Source organism: Synechococcus sp. 60AY4M2 (assembly GCF_002760375.1).
Classification (GTDB): domain Bacteria; phylum Cyanobacteriota; class Cyanobacteriia; order Thermostichales; family Thermostichaceae; genus Thermostichus.
This window is the reverse complement of record NZ_AUMZ01000001.1, coordinates 461043-475896: the sequence shown is the minus strand read 5'-3', so window position 1 is coordinate 475896 and position 14854 is coordinate 461043. Positions and strand designations below refer to the sequence as shown.

The 14854-nt window shown below is 61.4% G+C and carries 14 protein-coding genes and 1 pseudogene; 10 read left to right on the top strand and 5 right to left on the bottom strand.

Annotated elements, in window-relative coordinates; all coding sequences use genetic code 11:
- Positions 1-157 precede the first annotated feature (157 nt).
- From SYN60AY4M2_RS02025 to SYN60AY4M2_RS02010, 5 genes and pseudogenes are all read left to right on the top strand, one after another.
- Positions 158-358 (top strand): hypothetical protein, encoded by a 201-nt coding sequence (locus SYN60AY4M2_RS02025; RefSeq protein ID WP_099812186.1) that lies wholly within the window; start codon positions 158-160, stop codon positions 356-358.
- Positions 359-426: 68 nt separating this feature from the next.
- Positions 427-563, top strand: a pseudogene (locus SYN60AY4M2_RS14300) (RNA-guided endonuclease TnpB family protein); the annotation flags it as partial.
- 204 nt (positions 564-767) lie between these two features.
- Entirely contained in the window at positions 768-2147 is a 1380-nt protein-coding gene (locus tag SYN60AY4M2_RS02020; RefSeq protein ID WP_011430099.1) for a DUF3084 domain-containing protein, read from the top strand.
- On the top strand, positions 2144-2602 hold the full coding sequence (locus SYN60AY4M2_RS02015) for a Holliday junction resolvase RuvX (RefSeq protein WP_049749742.1): 459 nt from the start codon (positions 2144-2146) through the stop codon (positions 2600-2602). Before SYN60AY4M2_RS02020 ends, SYN60AY4M2_RS02015 begins: the two co-directional genes overlap by 4 nt.
- Complete coding sequence (locus SYN60AY4M2_RS02010) at positions 2574-3698, top strand: extracellular solute-binding protein (RefSeq protein ID WP_099812185.1); 1125 nt, start codon at positions 2574-2576, stop codon at positions 3696-3698. The genes SYN60AY4M2_RS02015 and SYN60AY4M2_RS02010 overlap by 29 nt, the downstream gene beginning before the upstream one ends.
- 69 nt (positions 3699-3767) lie before the next feature.
- Here SYN60AY4M2_RS02010 and tig read toward each other — a convergent pair whose 3' ends face one another.
- The 3 genes from tig to ccsB form a co-directional block, all read right to left on the bottom strand.
- Positions 3768-5441 carry a trigger factor gene (tig, locus tag SYN60AY4M2_RS02005; protein ID WP_011430102.1) on the bottom strand — a complete coding sequence of 558 codons (1674 nt, stop codon included), beginning with the start codon at positions 5439-5441 and terminating at the stop codon, positions 3768-3770.
- 88 nt (positions 5442-5529) lie between these two features.
- Complete coding sequence (locus SYN60AY4M2_RS02000; protein ID WP_011430103.1) at positions 5530-5913, bottom strand: LapA family protein; 384 nt, start codon at positions 5911-5913, stop codon at positions 5530-5532.
- 84 nt (positions 5914-5997) lie between these two features.
- Positions 5998-7038: a c-type cytochrome biogenesis protein CcsB gene (ccsB, locus tag SYN60AY4M2_RS01995; RefSeq protein ID WP_099812184.1), complete on the bottom strand. Its 1041-nt coding sequence runs from the start codon at positions 7036-7038 to the stop codon at positions 5998-6000.
- A 206-nt stretch (positions 7039-7244) separates the two neighbouring features.
- Between ccsB and SYN60AY4M2_RS14595 the strand changes: the two genes are divergently transcribed.
- Positions 7245-8480 carry a hypothetical protein gene (locus SYN60AY4M2_RS14595; protein WP_168175289.1) on the top strand — a complete coding sequence of 412 codons (1236 nt, stop codon included), beginning with the start codon at positions 7245-7247 and terminating at the stop codon, positions 8478-8480.
- Between the two features lie 669 nt (positions 8481-9149).
- On the top strand, positions 9150-10106 hold the full coding sequence (locus SYN60AY4M2_RS01985; RefSeq protein ID WP_011430106.1) for a sigma-70 family RNA polymerase sigma factor: 957 nt from the start codon (positions 9150-9152) through the stop codon (positions 10104-10106).
- On the opposite strand, the gene gcvT is transcribed toward SYN60AY4M2_RS01985, so the two are convergent.
- A complete protein-coding gene (gene gcvT, locus SYN60AY4M2_RS01980; protein WP_099812182.1) occupies positions 10090-11226 on the bottom strand; it encodes a glycine cleavage system aminomethyltransferase GcvT in 1137 nt (378 codons plus the stop codon). The two genes, SYN60AY4M2_RS01985 and gcvT, sit on opposite strands and share 17 nt — an antisense overlap.
- A gap of 66 nt (positions 11227-11292) precedes the next feature.
- Here gcvT and gloA point away from each other — a divergent pair, with 66 nt between their 5' ends.
- Positions 11293-11727 (top strand): lactoylglutathione lyase, encoded by a 435-nt coding sequence (gloA, locus tag SYN60AY4M2_RS01975; protein ID WP_011430108.1) that lies wholly within the window; start codon positions 11293-11295, stop codon positions 11725-11727.
- 24 nt (positions 11728-11751) lie between these two features.
- On the opposite strand, the gene SYN60AY4M2_RS14590 is transcribed toward gloA, so the two are convergent.
- Positions 11752-12894: a TonB family protein gene (locus tag SYN60AY4M2_RS14590; protein ID WP_099812181.1), complete on the bottom strand. Its 1143-nt coding sequence runs from the start codon at positions 12892-12894 to the stop codon at positions 11752-11754.
- Between the two features lie 260 nt (positions 12895-13154).
- On the opposite strand from SYN60AY4M2_RS14590, the gene SYN60AY4M2_RS01965 reads away from it, so the two are divergent.
- Complete coding sequence (locus SYN60AY4M2_RS01965; protein ID WP_011430110.1) at positions 13155-13634, top strand: VOC family protein; 480 nt, start codon at positions 13155-13157, stop codon at positions 13632-13634.
- A gap of 17 nt (positions 13635-13651) precedes the next feature.
- A complete protein-coding gene (locus tag SYN60AY4M2_RS01960; protein ID WP_011430111.1) occupies positions 13652-14509 on the top strand; it encodes a Tab2/Atab2 family RNA-binding protein in 858 nt (285 codons plus the stop codon).
- Positions 14510-14854 lie beyond the last annotated feature (345 nt).

Genomic DNA, 14854 nt, shown 5'->3' with positions numbered 1-14854 from the left:
CCAAAATAATCCGCCGCTTCTCTCGGTTTTACATACCTAGCCATACCAAGCAGCCATACTGAACATACTGGGCATTATTTTCAGTATAGTCCAGCATATCATTGACTAGAGTCATGCTCTGTCTGTCTGGGTTTGCCTGTTGGGGAAGAGGGCGGCGATGGCAGGATCCCACAGCGTTTGTTTTGATCGGGCTGCCGACTTTTACGATGCTACCCGCAGCTTTTTCCCCGCTGTAGAGGAAGAGATCGCCGATGCCATCTTGGCGACAGGGGGAGCCACTCCTGAGACCTATTTTCTCGAGGTGGGCATTGGGACTGATTCGGCGTGGCTACTCCTATTGCGGCGTCGATATTTCTAAACGGACGTTAGCTGAGCAGGTGGAAGCCTTCTCAAGGGGCTCATGTGCAGCAGGTAGCGGCGGCAGGTAGGTGTCTGCGCATCCACCCAGAGCCAGGCAAGTCTTGTAGGAAGGGTTTTCTTGTGGACATTGCGGCTGGAGGGGTGACGCCGACCTGAACGGTGCAAAGGTTACCGCCCTTTTGGGGCGTTCTATAAACCAGCCCCCCTGCCCCGCGTATACGGGGGGGTTCGGGGCTTGCTTGCTCTCTAAGCGAGCATGCTTCAGGGCTACTGTTCGCGTCAGCCGGACGGAGTCCTTCAACCCCATCCGCTTACGCGGGGCCGCACTTCTCTGGCTCGGCCTGCCCTCAACTTCCCAGACCTTCAGGGTAACCTTGCTAAGATTTCCATGGCAGGGATCCCGGGCTATGCAAGGCGTACTGCTGATCCTTTACATGTTGTTTGTCAGTGGCCTGATTGCCGTTGTCGGGGATCGGGTCGGGTATCGGATTGGCAAAAAGCGCCTCACCTGGTTTAACCTGCGTCCCCGCCACACGGCCGTTTTGGTAGCCGTGATTACCGGCGTGAGCATCTCGGCGCTGACCTTGGGCACGCTGCTGCTCCTCAACCGCTCTCTTTCGGAAGCCCTGTTCAGCTACACCAACCAAATTGCCCAGGCAGAGCAGGAGCTGCGGGCCCTCAACCGCCAGAAAGCTCTGCTGGAAGCGGAGAATGCCACTCTCAGAGCCGAGCGAGACCGCCTCAAGCTGGATCTCGACCAATTTCGCAGTCAGCAATCGGCAGCCCAGACACGCCTGAGCGAAGTCCGGGATCAACTGGCTATGGCGCTACAAGAGCGGCAAGAGGCGGAGGCGAAGCTGGCGGCAGCCAACGAGCAACTGGCCCAAGTGCAGCCCGGCCTGGAGCGGGCCCAGGCGGAGTTGGAGGCGGTGAAGGCAGAGGTGGAGGCGGCCCGAAAGATGATTGCCGATCTGGAGTCGCAAAAGCAGGCTCTGCAACTGGATCGGGATCAACTGGAGCGCTCTCTGGATACGGCGCAGACGGCCCTGAGCCAACTGGAAACTCAAAAAAAGCAGCTTGAGCAGGAGATCGCGCAGCTCAACCAGTTAGCGGTGCGGCTGCGGCGGGGAGAGCTGGCCATTCTGGCGGGAGAAGTCCTGGCTACAGGAGTTGTGCAAACGCCAGCAGGGGCAGACCCGGCGGCAGTCCGGCGGCAGTTTGAGCGAGTTTTGGCCCAGGCAGAACAGCGGGCCCTTGCCCTCGGCTCCCGGCCCATCCCCCCTCTGGAGAACGCCATCCTCATCCGCCGCGAGGAGGCCGACCAAGCTCTGGAAAAGTTGAAGGAACCTGGTAGCTGGGCAGTGCGCATCCTCTCCCTCACCAATCGGCTTAAGGGAGAGCCTGTGCCTGTGCTGGTGGAGATTTACCCCAACCAGCGCATCTTCGCCAGGGGATCCGTGCTGGCGCAGGGTGTAATCCAGCCAGGCTTGAGCGAGAACGAAATCCAACAGCGGCTGCTGGAGCTCCTCAACCAGGCCAATCAGCGCTCCCAGGCAGAAGGCCTCCTCTCGGATCCCATCACCGGCACTGTCGGAGAATTCTCGCAGGTGAAGTTCTTGGAAGTTGTGCAGCATCTCCGCCAGAGCACTACCCCCCTGGATGTGAAGCTGGTTGCTGACACCGACATCTACACGGCGGGGCCGCTGCGGGTGAGTTTCCTGATGGCGGAGGCCTCTGGCCAGCAGGGCACCACCCCCGTTCAGCAGGCGGGGCAGATTGGGGGATGAGGGATCCACTCCATCTGGGCGGGCTGGAAGAGGGGCGAGTGCTGATGGGTTTTGACCCGGGGCGGGACAAGTGCGGCCTTGCCGTGGTGCAAGTTCAGCCGGCGTGGCAGGTCTTGCATCGGGAGGTGGTCTCAGCCGGGGAGGCCTTGGCCAGGTTGCAGGCCCTCTGGCAGCAGTTTGGGGCGGAGCGGCTCATCCTGGGAAATCAGACAACGGCGCGAGGCTGGAAACGGCAACTGGAGTCGCTCCTCCCACCCCAACAGATTGTTCTGGTGGACGAGAGGCACAGCTCAGAAGAAGCCCGGCGGCGCTACTGGGATTTTTACCCACCGCGGGGATGGGAGCGGCTGTTGCCCAAGGGGATGCGGGTGCCGGACAAGGCTTACGATGATCTGGTGGCCCTGATTCTGGTGGAGCGGTACTGGCGTGGGCAAGCAAGGGCTGAGCCGACGTGAATTTCTGTACGGGCTCCTGCTGGGGCTGGCGGTGGCCGGCTGTGGCGGGCCTAGGGGCTCTCTGCCCCTCATTCTCGCCCTTAAACAGGGGATCCCGGCCAGCTTGGTGAACGAGTTTCGCCGCCGCACCCAGGTTCGCTTTCGGCTGCAACTGTTGGACGAGCGGGCCCAGTTGCTGGCCTACCTGCAGCAGAGCGTCCAGCCGCCTGAGCCGGCCTGGTGGGAGCCGGGGAGATGGTTCCGGCGACAGCCGCCAGCAGCGGCCCTGAGCCTGTTGGGAGCTGACGCCTTGGATCGGGCCATTGCTGCCGGTTGGCTGGATCCCTTGCCACCTGACCTCTTGGGAGAACGGTGGCAGCACTTGGATCGCCGCTGGCAGGCTGCTGCCCGGCGAGAGGGGCAGATCTGGGGCGTGCCCTGGCGCTGGGGGGTAACGGCCATTGCCTACCGCCGCGACCGGGTGAGCGACCCCATCCGGGACTGGGCGGATCTGTGGCGGCCTGAGCTGGCCGGCAAACTCACCCTGCCCGATCACCCCCGGGAGGTGATCGGGCTCGTCCTCAAAAAGCTGGGCCGCTCCTACAACGATCCCCTCGATCCCGAAGAGGCCGAACTGCGGCGAGAGCTGGGATCCCTGCACCGCCAGGTTCTGGCCTATACTTCCGCCGACTACTTGCCCATGTTGCGCCTGGCCGATAGCTGGGTGGCTGTGGGCTGGTCGCAGGATCTCTATGCCACCCAGGCCAACTACCCCGAGCTGGAGGTGGCGATCCCGGCTTCGGGATCCGCCATCTGGTGGGATGTCTGGGTGCGGCCGCATAGAGCTCACAACGCTTCCCCAGAGCTGGAAGGATCCCTGCTGGCCGACTGGATTGACTTCGTCCTAACCCCAGAGTTCGCCCCCCGCCTGGTGAACTTGAGCGGGATCCCTTCGGTTTGGCCGCTGGATTTGGCCCAACTCTCTCCTCGGCTGCGTCGCAGGGCTGACTTTCAGCCTTCTACCTGGGAGCGCGCCGAGATTTGGCGGCCTCTGAGCCCCGCCGAAGCCGAGTCCTACCTCCGCCTCTGGGACCAGATGCGGCGCGGCCTCTTGTAGCCCGGCTTTTTCCGACCCCGGCGGCCAAGGTGTGAGAACCGGCAAGTCTAGGGAGGCAACCAGGACCCTCTACTTGTCCTTTTTGCTCTTTTTGCCCGCTTTGGGTGTCTCCGCGACGGCCTGTTCCAGTTGCAAGCCAGCAGGGTCTGTGGCCGCCTCTGCAGAAGGCTCAACCGCCTCAGGGATCCCAGACGCCTCTGCTTCTACAGAAGGGAGAGCTGCCTGCGGCTCTGTTGCAACCTCCCCCTCAGCTTTCGCATCGACAGGAGGCTCAACTGCCTCGGGGATCGCGGATCCCTCTGGCTTCTCGGCCTCAAACTCCGTCTCCGGCACCCCTGCCCTAGCCGACTCAGACCTCTCCTGCCGGTCTTCACCCTCAGAGCGGGGCGAGAGGGTGGGCGGTTCGGTGGGGTTGCCTTCGCTATCGACCCAGTTGACCGTGGTTTGGGACTTCAGCCAGGCCATCACCTTGTTGGCGAGCAGATCTTCGTGGACTGCTTGGCGGACTCGCTCCCGATCCAGCTTCTGCCCTTGCTGCGCATAGGCCGCCATCACCTCTTCCACCTCGACTTCCAATTCGTTGGGGCCTACGGCAATCTGCTCCTGCCGGACGATAGCGCTCAGAGCCAAGGTGCGCCGCAGCCGGTTGATGGCCTCGGGCCGGTGGCGCTCCATCAACTGGTTGAGAGTTTCCGGCGGCAGTTGGGACAAGAACTTGCGGATCTCTCCCGGCGTGACCCCTTGCTGCTGCTGCAGCGACTGAAGGCTTCGGGCCAGCAGTTGTGTCGTTTCTTGCTCGACTAGGGTCTCCGGCAGATCCACCTCGGTGGTTTCCAAGATGGCATTGAGGATGGCCGTCTCCAGGTTCTCCTCAGATTGCCGCAGGGCATCTTGCTCGAGGCGCTTTTGCAGGTGTTCCCGCAGTTCGGCCACCGTCTGAAACTCGCTGATCTCCTGCACAAAGGCGTCATCCAGCTCCGGCAGCTCTTTGGTCTTGATCTCTTTGAGGCAGACGGTGAACGTAACCGTTTTCCCGGCCAACTCTTTTCTGAAGTAATCGTCGGGGAAAGTAGCTGTGATCTCCTTGGTTTGGTCGAGCTGCATGCCGACCACGCCCGCCACAAAACCAGGGATGAAGTTCTCCTCTTTGAGCTCCAACTGAAAGTCCTGGGCGGCGATTTCCTCCAGAGGATTGCCCTCGGCATCGCGGGCTTGAAAATCGATCACCACCACATCCCCCAACTGGGCGGGCCGATCCTCCACCGGCAAGAGGGTGGCCCGCTGATCCCGCCACCGGTCGATGAGCTGGTCGATCTGTTCGGGCTTGACGGTGACGCGGGTGGCCGTGACGGTCAGGCCCTTGTATTGGCCGACACGGGCTTCGGGGTACACCTCCACATACCCCGAGAAGCTGAAGTCGGCCTCCGGGTTGAAGCGATCCAGAAGCTGCTCCACCTTGTCGTCCAGCTCGAAGCGGCTGATGGGATGCAGTTGGGTGTCCTTGAGCGCCTGTTGGATGGCCTCGTTGATCAGGTCATCGACGGCACTGGCCATGACGCGCTCGCGGCCCACCTGGCGTATCACCAGGTTGCGGGGAGCTTTGCCCTTGCGAAATCCGGGGATCTGGATATTCCGCTCCAGTTGGCGCAAGGTTTTTTCGTAGGAGCGCTTAACCTGGTCGGCTTCTACCACGATCTTGAGGCCAACCCGGCTGCCAGGACGTTTTTCTTGTGTGACCTGCATAGGAAGTGATGGGCTAGTGGAAGAGGCAAGCAGAATTTCAATTTTACCCCAACTGCTTGGAGATCGACGGGATCCATTCGGAACAGTTCTAGGCAGGGGATCCCTCTGTGGTGACTTCCTTAACGTCCTGAATGTCTTCCTGGGGCTCGGCACGCTTGCTGGGGGGCAGTTGCTTGACTTTGGCTTCCAGCTCCACCACCATTTCCTTCAGCTCGCTAATGGTGACTTCCTTTTCTTGCAACTGCCGATTTTTCTCGCGGGCTTCGATGCTGAATTGGAGACGCATCCAGAGGCTATAGAGCCAGGCAAGGGCGGCCCCGATCCCGGCAGAGGCCAACAGTTCGATCGCCAGCGGGCTTTCAACGCTGACGCCGGGGGCAAAGGTAATCGTGACCGGGCTGGCGTTTTGCATGGCGAAAAGAGCGATTCCCAGGAGGGCCGAGAACAGGATCAGGTAGTTGAACAGTCGCATGCTTTTCTCCTCAGAGGGATCCACGACGGCTTGCCAGCACCAGAATACCCACAAACGGGGGTTGATTTGTTGGCCCAAGAGATCTCAGAAGAACCAGCCATAGCTGTGTAAGCCTTTGCCCAGAAAGTTCACCCCCAGATAACACACCCAAACCACCCCAAAGCCCAAGCTGGCCAAGAGAGCGGGGCGCTTGCCCTGCCAGCCTTTGGTGATGCGGGCGTGCAAATAGGCGGCAAAGACCAACCAGGTGATCAAGGCCCAGGTTTCTTTGGGATCCCAGCTCCAGTAGGTGCCCCAGGCTTCGTTGGCCCAGACGGCGCCGGCAATGATGCCGATGGTCAGCAGCGGGAACCCCAGCCCGATTAGCCGGTAGCTGGTGTTGTCTAAGATTTCCGCCAGGCTCAGCCGTTGCAGCGGGATCCCTTCGGGTGCCGGTTGGGGAGGGGGTTCAGCCGGTCGGGGGGAGCGGATCCCGGCGTAGACCAGTTCTGCAGCGGGCGATGGCAGGGTGGCTTCTGTCCATTCGGGGTGGGTTGCAGGCTGGGAGGGTCCAAATTGCAGGCCGAGGGAGTTGCCCTTTAACTGAACTTCCTGGCCGCGGGTGACGATGAGAAAAGCGATGGCCAAAAGGGATCCCACCAAGAGGGCTGCATAGGCCAGAAGCATCACCGTTACATGCATCATCAGCCAGTTGGATTGCAAAGCCGGCACCAGTGGCTGGGCCTCCTGCATATCTGCCGGCAGGGCCAGGGCGGCAAAGGCCACAACGCCCGTCGCCAGCGGGGCGGTCGTCACCCCCACCCAACGGCTACGAGTCCAGTGGAGAGCCAGCAGATGCAAGGCGGTGATCCCCCAGGCCAAGAAAAACAAAGACTCGTACAAGTTACTCAAGGGGAAATAGCCGGCATCGATCCAGCGGGCCGTCAGCAGGGCGGCGATCGTCAAGTTCGCCCCGATCATCCCCGCCAAGCCCAGCTCCGACAGAAGCTGCACCTGGGGAAACGCTGCCCCGCCCCAATAAAACAGCATGGCCCCTAAGCAAACGGCAAAGGCCACGTTGTTGAGCAAAGCCTGCCACTGAGCTAGATCCAGGCCTGCAAGGGCCGTTATCGCCAACACAGCCATACCTGACCTCAGAAGTTCTCCTGACCTGGCTTGGGCCAGACCGCTGATCCCATTCTAGGGCGGGGGAGGGGATCTTCCCCAAAGGACACATGCTGGTAATGTGGGGATGGCTTATCTGCAGCTCGGCAGGATACCGAAAGTGTTGGGATGTGAGGCTCATGCAAAGACACGCGGGAAAGGCCAGAACCTGGAGATGGGGATGGTGGATGGCTCTGGTGGCGGCTCTTGTGCTGGTCGCTTGCGCTGGATCCCCGCTTGAACAGCCCCAGGAACAGCTACCTCAGCTCGAGCGGGTACCGGTGCCGCCGGAGATCGCCAAGCTGGATGCCTACTTGGAGCACTGCCGTCCGCGAGTACAGATCCTCAGCCCCCAACCCGGAGAGGTGTTGTCGGAGCGGCAAGTAACCGTTCGCTTTGCGGTGCAGGGGTACCCGCTCTTTAAAGATCCGCAACTGGGCCTTGGCCCCCATCTGCACGTGGTGCTGGACAACCGGCCCTACATCGCCCATTACGACGCCGATGCTCCCCTCGTTTTCGAAGATTTGGAGCCGGGATCCCATACCCTGCGGGTGTTTGCCGGCAAGCCCTGGCACGAGAGCTTTAAAAACTCCGAGGCCTACGCCCAGGTCAGCTTCCACGTGCTCGCCTCCACACCGGAATATGTGCCGCAACCGCAGTTGCCCCTGCTCACCTACAACCAGCCCAGCGGCAGCTACGGTGCCGAGCCGATCTTGGTGGATTTTTGGCTGGCCAACGCCCCGGTGCGCGAAAGTTTGCTGACCGACCTGCCGCGGGATTGGCGCATCCGCTACACCCTCAACGGCCAGTCCGGCCTGCTGGATCGCTGGGAGTCTTTTTACTTGAAGGGCTTGAGGCCCGGTCGCAACGTGATGGTGGTGGAGCTGGTGGACAGCAAAGGGGATCCCATCCGCAATGTGTTCAACAGCGCTGCCCGCGAGATCACCTACACCCCCGGGGGCCAAGACACGCTCTCCAAGCTGATCCGCGGCGAGCTGAAAGCGGAAGAGGCCCTGGCCATTGTGCAGCCTCAGCCCACGCCGACCCCAACACCCACCCCGACGCTGACACCCACCCCGACGCCGACACCCACCCCGACGCCGACGCCCACCCCGACGCCGACGCCCACCCCGACGCCGACGCCCGCGCCGCCTCGCCAGCCTCGCTTTCAGCTGGACCGTTCCCGTCCCACCGCAGAAGGGATCCCGGCTGTTCCCGCGCCACCGCCCGTAGGGCTCACTCCTGAACCTGAACCCAGCCCAGAGCCCTCTCCGCAGCCTGTCCCCACTTCAACTCCCCAGCCTGTGGCTACACCTTTGCCGCGCGTCACCCCCATCCCCTTCCAGGAGCGGCGAGTGCGACAGCAGGGGTTGCGGCTTTTCCCGCCTGGGCTCCATAGCCCCTACTCGACGGATAACCTGTAGTACGATGGCGGCTCGAAGACTTGACTCTATGGGTAGTGTCTGAGATCCAAAATTTATCTTGATTTACTCTAAACTTGGGGCAGCCAAGACGATGGCTTTTCCTTGGGATCTGCCTTGGCTGGTTTGGGGTTGAGGCTCATTGACAACTCTCTCTGAAATCAGCCTCAAAAGGTTTCAGAAATGGATTAGCAGGCTGTTTGATACCTTGCCGGGCCAGCCTCTCCGATAGATTTCTACAGACAAAATAGGCATCTGTAGCGATGTAGAGTGTATCAAAAAACATGTTTCTTATCTCAGTACAATCTGGTTAACGATTGAGAGAGCATGACCGATCTTGCTTGCTTTTTTCTGTCCTATTGATTTAAGTTTTGAGTAACGGAATCGCCTTATTTTAGTAACATCTACCCGTAAATCGGCGAGCTGACAGAGGCCGGAACTGAGGAACCGCTGGCGGTAGCTCAAGGACAAGACTCAATAAATTTAGTGAATCAAATAGCCGCTGAAAGTCTGGATTTTAGGTTGCCAAAACCTTTACGGAAAGGCTTTTCTACTGGTATGAATAAAGTGCTGTTTGCAGCAAGGTCGGCTTCGTACTGTGGGAAGCAAGCTTGATGCGACAGCAGAAGCGAAGATTCTGACAGGGCATCAACTTATGGTGTGGGGTTTGATATGGCGGAGAATCTTGAGCTGCAAGACGCAGTGGGGCGTTTTTTAAAAATCATTGGGCGCTACTCGTTGCTCACCGCTGAGGAAGAACTGCATCTGGCCCACCAAGTGCAGCGGATGATGGCCCTTCTGGAGCAGCGGCGGCAGCACGAGTCGCTGGAGGATTGGAGCCGACGGCTGGGGATCCCTTTAGAGGAGCTGCAGCAGATCCTGCGGCAGGGGGAAGCGGCCAAAAAGCGCATGGTGGAATGCAACCTGCGCCTGGTGGTGTCGATTGCCAAGCGCTACCGCAACCGCGGCTTGCCGTTCCTGGATCTGATTCAAGAGGGCACCATTGGCCTCACCCGCGCCGTGGAAAAATTTGATCCCACGCGGGGGTACAAGTTCTCCACCTACGCCACCTGGTGGATCCGGCAGAGCGTGAACCGCGGCATCCAAAACAAAGGGCGCCTGATCCGGCTGCCCGCCCACATGTACGAGAAGGTCTCCCAGGTGAAGCGGCGCTACCGCGAGCTGTCCGCTGAGAAGGGATCCCGGCCTGCCGCAGAGGAAGTTTTCGATTCGCTGGATATTGGCGACAACTACCGCGAACTGATCACCCGCCACATGGCCGAGATCCGATCCCTTAATGTAGGGGTAGGCGACGAGGACGGCACCGAGCTGCAGCACTTTATCCCTGACGAGGACAACGATCCCATCGAACATCTGAATCGGGTTGCCCATTGCGAGGAAGTGCGCGCCCTGGTGAGCCAACTGAGCGAACGCGAGCAGCAGGTAATTGTGGCCCGCTATGGGCTGGATGGGTCGAAGGGCCTGACGTTGCGGGAGATTGGGGAGCACATCGGTCTTTCGCGGGAGCGAGTCCGGCAAATTGAGCGGCGGGCCCTGCGGAAATTGCGGCGGCTACAGCAGGAATACTCCACCCCCAAGGCCGGCAGACAGCTCAACTCCCCAAGCTAACTGGAGCCTGCCCTCTGTAGAACGGCTTCTTCACCACTTCAGCAGGACGGCGCTGGCCCCGAATCTCAATCTCTAGCTGGGATCCCACCTTAGCCCAAGTTGAATCCACATATCCCAGGCCGATGCCATAGCCCAAAGTGGGAGAATGGGTGCCGCTGGTTACCCGGCCGATCGGCTCAGGGGAGTTGGGAGCGTAGATGGCATAGCCGCGGCGGGGAATGGCTCGCTCCAACAGCCGAAACCCCACCAGACGGCGCGGGATCCCTTGCTGGCGTTGGCTTTCGAGGGCAGGCTTGCCGATGTAGTCCCCTGGATTGCTGACCAACCAGCCCAGGTCGGCTTCCAGGGGGGTGGTGCTCTCATCTATGTCTTGCCCGTAGAGACAGAAAGCGGCCTCCAGGCGCAGCGTATCGCGGCAGCCCAGTCCACAAGGCTGTACCCCCGCCTGCACCAGTTGCTCCCAGAGCCAAAGCCCGTCGGCAGGGCCGAGCAGGAGCTCAAAGCCATCCTCTCCGGTGTAGCCGGTGCGGGCCACAAAGACCCCTGCCCCTGAGGATCTCTCTTTTCGAGTCGCAAACTGCCCGTGTTGAAACCGGCGCAAAGCCCTCAGGGATCCCGCCAAAAAAGGCTGCAAAACCTCTTCGGCTGCCGGCCCCTGCACCGCCAGCAACACCTGAGACTCGGTGTGATCTTGAAGTTCCAGGCCGGGGATCCCCTGCTGATGGAGCCACTCCCAGTCCTTTTGGCGGGTGGCCGCGTTGACGATCAGGCTCCAGTGCTCCAGCTCGCCTTCTGGTGGGTGCCGGTAGAAGATGACATCGTCCACAATGCCCCCTAGGGGGTTTAGCAAAACCGTGTAGCGAGCGGATCCCACCGCCACAGCGCCCAGATCGCTGGGCACCAGACGGCTGAGGTGGGATCCCAGCTCCGGCCCCCAGAGGTCGAACTTGCCCATGTGGGAGATGTCGAAGACGCCTGCCCGCTCCCGCACCGCCCGATGCTCGGCCACCACCCCCTGATACTGCAGCGGCATTTCCCAGCCGGCAAAGGAGACAAACCGCGCCCCCAAGGCTTGGTGCAGGGGAAACAGGGGGGTGCGTTGCAGGGGAGTTGAGCTCATCCACGGATCTCTAGGAGTCAAGGACTAGAATAAACGCAACGTCGCCCATTTCTTGGAGCTCGTCCCATGCGTCTTCTCCACACCATGATCCGCGTTGGCAACCTAGAGCGCTCCTTGCAGTTCTACTGTGACGTTCTGGGGATGCACTTGCTCCGCAAAAAAGACTACCCCAGCGGGGAGTTCACGCTGGCCTACGTGGGCTATGGCGACGAATCGGAAACGGCGGTGCTCGAGCTAACCTACAACTGGGGTACCGACCACTACGAGCTGGGCAACGGCTACGGCCACATCGCCATCGGCGTCGAGGATATCTACAGCACCTGTGAGGCTATCAAAGCCCGCGGCGGCAAAGTGGTGCGCGAGCCCGGGCCCATGAAACACGGCAGCACCGTGATCGCCTTTGTCGAGGATCCCGATGGCTACAAAATCGAGCTGATCCAGATGGGATCCCTGCAGGAGCAGGGTGCCGCCCCCGAAAGAACAGCTGCCGCCTCTGCCTAAACTTGCCAGAAGCGGATCCCCCACCTAGTTGGCGGATCCCCCCACCGTCAACTGGCCCAAGACGTTGATGTCGAAGGTGAAGTTGATCGTCACCGAGTTGCCTTCATAGGCCTCAGGCAGGGGCAAAAAGGGCGCCGCCCGCTGAATTGCTGTCAGCGCTGCGTCGTCGGTTTGTTGGCTGCCGGAAGTGCGGGCCAGGCGAATGCTCTGCAGCTCGCCCCCCCGGCCCACTGTAAAGATCACCACTGTGCGGCGGGAGGTGCCGGTCTGGCCAGGGATCCAATTCTGCTCCACTTTGCGTTGCAGAGCTGCCAGCCAAGGGCCCCAGTCCACATTGGCCCGCGCCGCCACGCTGGGGGGGTTGGGAGCCGATTGGGTGGGGTTGGCCAAGCCGCTGGCTCCTCTGCCCTGGATCCCGGCCCCATCACTGGGAGCGGAAGCGCTGAGGGGCGGCCCCAACTGGGAAGCATCGGAGGGCCGCTCGGCAGGGAGAACCTCCGTCGGCGGTTGGGGAGCAGGCGCAACAGGCTGCAATTGGCTGGGATCCGAGTCCCGCTCCCTGGGCTGCACGGGTAGAGGCTCGGCAGTGGGGGGGCGGGTGGGAGCCGGCGGAGCAGGGGGAGCAGCCGCCACCGGTGGCGGAGTCTGGGTGGGAGTGGGTCGGGGAGCTGGGGTGGGCGGAGGCGGCGCTGCAGTCGGCGTTGCAGTGGGCCGAGGAGGAGCCGGAGGCGCAGTTGGCGTAGGGGGTGGGGTAGATCGAGGAGTGGCCAGAGCAACTTCCGCCGGAGCAGGGGGTGGAACAGGGGCAGGCGGCTGCGGTTGCGGCGGCTGGGGTTGCGGCGGAGGAGGTGGGGGAGCCTTCTGGCGAGGAGCAGCCTGGGATTGGGGTGGACTGCCCTGAGAAGGGGGGGCTTCCGCCCGCTCGCCCCCATCGCGGGAATCCACTTCCGAAACCAGCTCTGCTTCTTCCGGCGGCTTGAGATCTTCTGGCTCTAGCAGGATAAACTCAATGGCCTCTTGTTCTTGCTGGCGAAGTGGCCAAAATCGACTCCAGTAGAGCAAGGCCAGCAGCGCCAGCACGTGCAGCAGCAAGGACAGCGCCACCATCCAAAAAAAGTCGCGCGCCTCTTCCTCGCGGCGGCGCTGTTCAACCCAGATGCTGGTCATGACCAAGCTTGCCCCTTCTTACAAACCTCTCAACACACCGAGTTCTCTTGCTGCAGACTCGGCCAAAGGACTCCGTCTCGCTGACGCAAGAGTGCTCCGCACTGCTGGCGCAAGCAGATTACACGCTAGCTAGTGTTATAGCATCCGAGCGGTTGGGCTTCCTGCGCAAAGGCGTACAGTCGGCATTCCACCTGGCAGCAGCCGTTCTAAAATCGCCTACCTTAGATAAAGAGCAGGGATCCCGATTTGCAGGAGAGCCCATGGAACCCATCTGCTTTCATCTGGCCTTTCCGGTTGCCGATCTTGCCTTGGCCAAGGCCTACTACGGCGAGGGCTTGGGCTGCGAGGTCGGTCGAGAAACCCCTGCCGCCGTCATCTTGAACCTGTATGGCCATCAACTGGTGGCCCACCTCACCCAGGAAAAGCTGACGCCCCAGCGGGGCATCTACCCCCGCCACTTTGGCCTGATCTTCCCTGCCCAGGCAGATTGGCAGGCGCTGGCCGAGCGGGCCCGCACGCGGGGATTGCTTTTCTATCAGGAGCCACGCTGGCGCTTTGTCGGCACCCCCCTGGAGCACGGCACCTTCTTTTTGCAGGATCCCTTCTACAACCTGCTGGAGTTTAAGTACTACCGCTACCCTGCCGCCATTTTTGGAGAGCGGGAATGGGCTTTGGTCGGGGATACTGCTTTCCATCCCTCAGGCCAACAGCTTCCGGATCGCTCTCCCAGCAGTGCGTAGCAAACGGGAGGAACACCTTGGCCACTCAACCCCTACACTCTAGCCCTGGGCGCGGCCCCATTTGGCAGATGGATTTCAACGCCGTCCCACTGCGGGATGGGCAGGGGCGGCGGGTTTGGGAGCTGCTGGTCTGCGATGCCAGCGGCCAGTTGCGCCAGGCCAAGTACTGCAGCAACCAAGAGGTCAATAGCACCTGGGTAGCCCAACAGTTGCGCGGCTATCTGGAGGCAGCCCCCCAGCCGCCTGCAGCCATTCGCGTCTTCCGAGCCCGCATGAGCTCCATCTTGCAGCGGGCCTGCAACGCCGCCGGGATCCCCATGCTGCCCAGCCGTCGGGTCTATGCCCTCAAGGCCTGGATGCGAGAGCGGGCAGAGCAGGTTTACCCCCAAGAAACCCAGTTCACCTACAGCCCTGAGCCCCCTGTAGAGCCGGAGCCGCCGGATCCCATCCCCCTGCCGGATAAGTTGCAGGGGGAGCGCTGGGCGTTCGTGACGCTGCGGGCCAGGGATCTGCGGGAAGCCGAGACCTGGCCAATGGAATTCGGCGAGCTGTTCCCGGTGAACTGGGAGGCCTGGGCGCCGGACACGATCATTCCCGGCTTGGTGATTGCCTCGCGGCGGGCTTTGCCCATAGCAGCTTGGCTGAGCGGTATGGAGCCTGCTTATTTGCATGTTGCCGAGGGACGGCTGCTGTTCGAGGCTGGCCTCAACGATTGCTATCTGTTTGCGCAATTAAAAGATGAAAAGCTGCGGGCGGAGGCAGAAGGCTTTGCCCAGCGACAACGCCAAGCCCAAGGGATCCATTTCCTTGCCATCCAGAGCGATTTCCGGGCCCAGTCCTTCGCCGGCTTTTGGCTGATGCAGTACCCTCTCTAGAACAGTTGTCGGCCTGTCTGCCCCGCCACTCGCTCCGCCCCAGTTGCCTGGGCAGCCCGCAAACCCTTGCGTGAATCCTCAGGCTAGCTATGTTTGCGAGGCAACACAAAAATGGTATCAACGCCTCTGCGAGCGCCTCGCCAAAACCCGCAAAGGCTGATTCTTTCGTTGACCCGCTCGATGCCTTGCGCCACAAGGCTTTCAGGCCTCTCACCCCCCCTCTTCGGGGCCCTTTTTTGCCACCTTCGACCGACCCCCTCGCAAATAGGCCTTGCATTCCTTGCCCTGCTTGGGTTTAATAGGGGTAGAGTTCCCCCTTCGGGGGGATCCCTAGAAATTGGAAAC

What these genes read in the sequence shown, in the direction of transcription:
- SYN60AY4M2_RS02025 (WP_099812186.1), top strand. Translation starts at nt 158, where the DNA reads ATGGCAGGATCCCACAGCGTTTGTTTTGATCGGGCTGCCGACTTTTAC.
- SYN60AY4M2_RS14595 (WP_168175289.1), top strand. Translation starts at nt 7,245, where the DNA reads ATGGCTCTGGTGGCGGCTCTTGTGCTGGTCGCTTGCGCTGGATCCCCG.
- ccsB (WP_099812184.1), bottom strand. Translation starts at nt 7,038, where the DNA reads ATGGCTGTGTTGGCGATAACGGCCCTTGCAGGCCTGGATCTAGCTCAG.
- SYN60AY4M2_RS02020 (WP_011430099.1), top strand. Translation starts at nt 768, where the DNA reads ATGCAAGGCGTACTGCTGATCCTTTACATGTTGTTTGTCAGTGGCCTG.
- gcvT (WP_099812182.1), bottom strand. Translation starts at nt 11,226, where the DNA reads ATGAGCTCAACTCCCCTGCAACGCACCCCCCTGTTTCCCCTGCACCAA.
- gloA (WP_011430108.1), top strand. Translation starts at nt 11,293, where the DNA reads ATGCGTCTTCTCCACACCATGATCCGCGTTGGCAACCTAGAGCGCTCC.
- SYN60AY4M2_RS02000 (WP_011430103.1), bottom strand. Translation starts at nt 5,913, where the DNA reads ATGCGACTGTTCAACTACCTGATCCTGTTCTCGGCCCTCCTGGGAATC.
- SYN60AY4M2_RS01985 (WP_011430106.1), top strand. Translation starts at nt 9,150, where the DNA reads ATGGCGGAGAATCTTGAGCTGCAAGACGCAGTGGGGCGTTTTTTAAAA.
- SYN60AY4M2_RS01965 (WP_011430110.1), top strand. Translation starts at nt 13,155, where the DNA reads ATGGAACCCATCTGCTTTCATCTGGCCTTTCCGGTTGCCGATCTTGCC.
- tig (WP_011430102.1), bottom strand. Translation starts at nt 5,441, where the DNA reads ATGCAGGTCACACAAGAAAAACGTCCTGGCAGCCGGGTTGGCCTCAAG.
- SYN60AY4M2_RS02015 (WP_049749742.1), top strand. Translation starts at nt 2,144, where the DNA reads ATGAGGGATCCACTCCATCTGGGCGGGCTGGAAGAGGGGCGAGTGCTG.
- SYN60AY4M2_RS14590 (WP_099812181.1), bottom strand. Translation starts at nt 12,894, where the DNA reads ATGACCAGCATCTGGGTTGAACAGCGCCGCCGCGAGGAAGAGGCGCGC.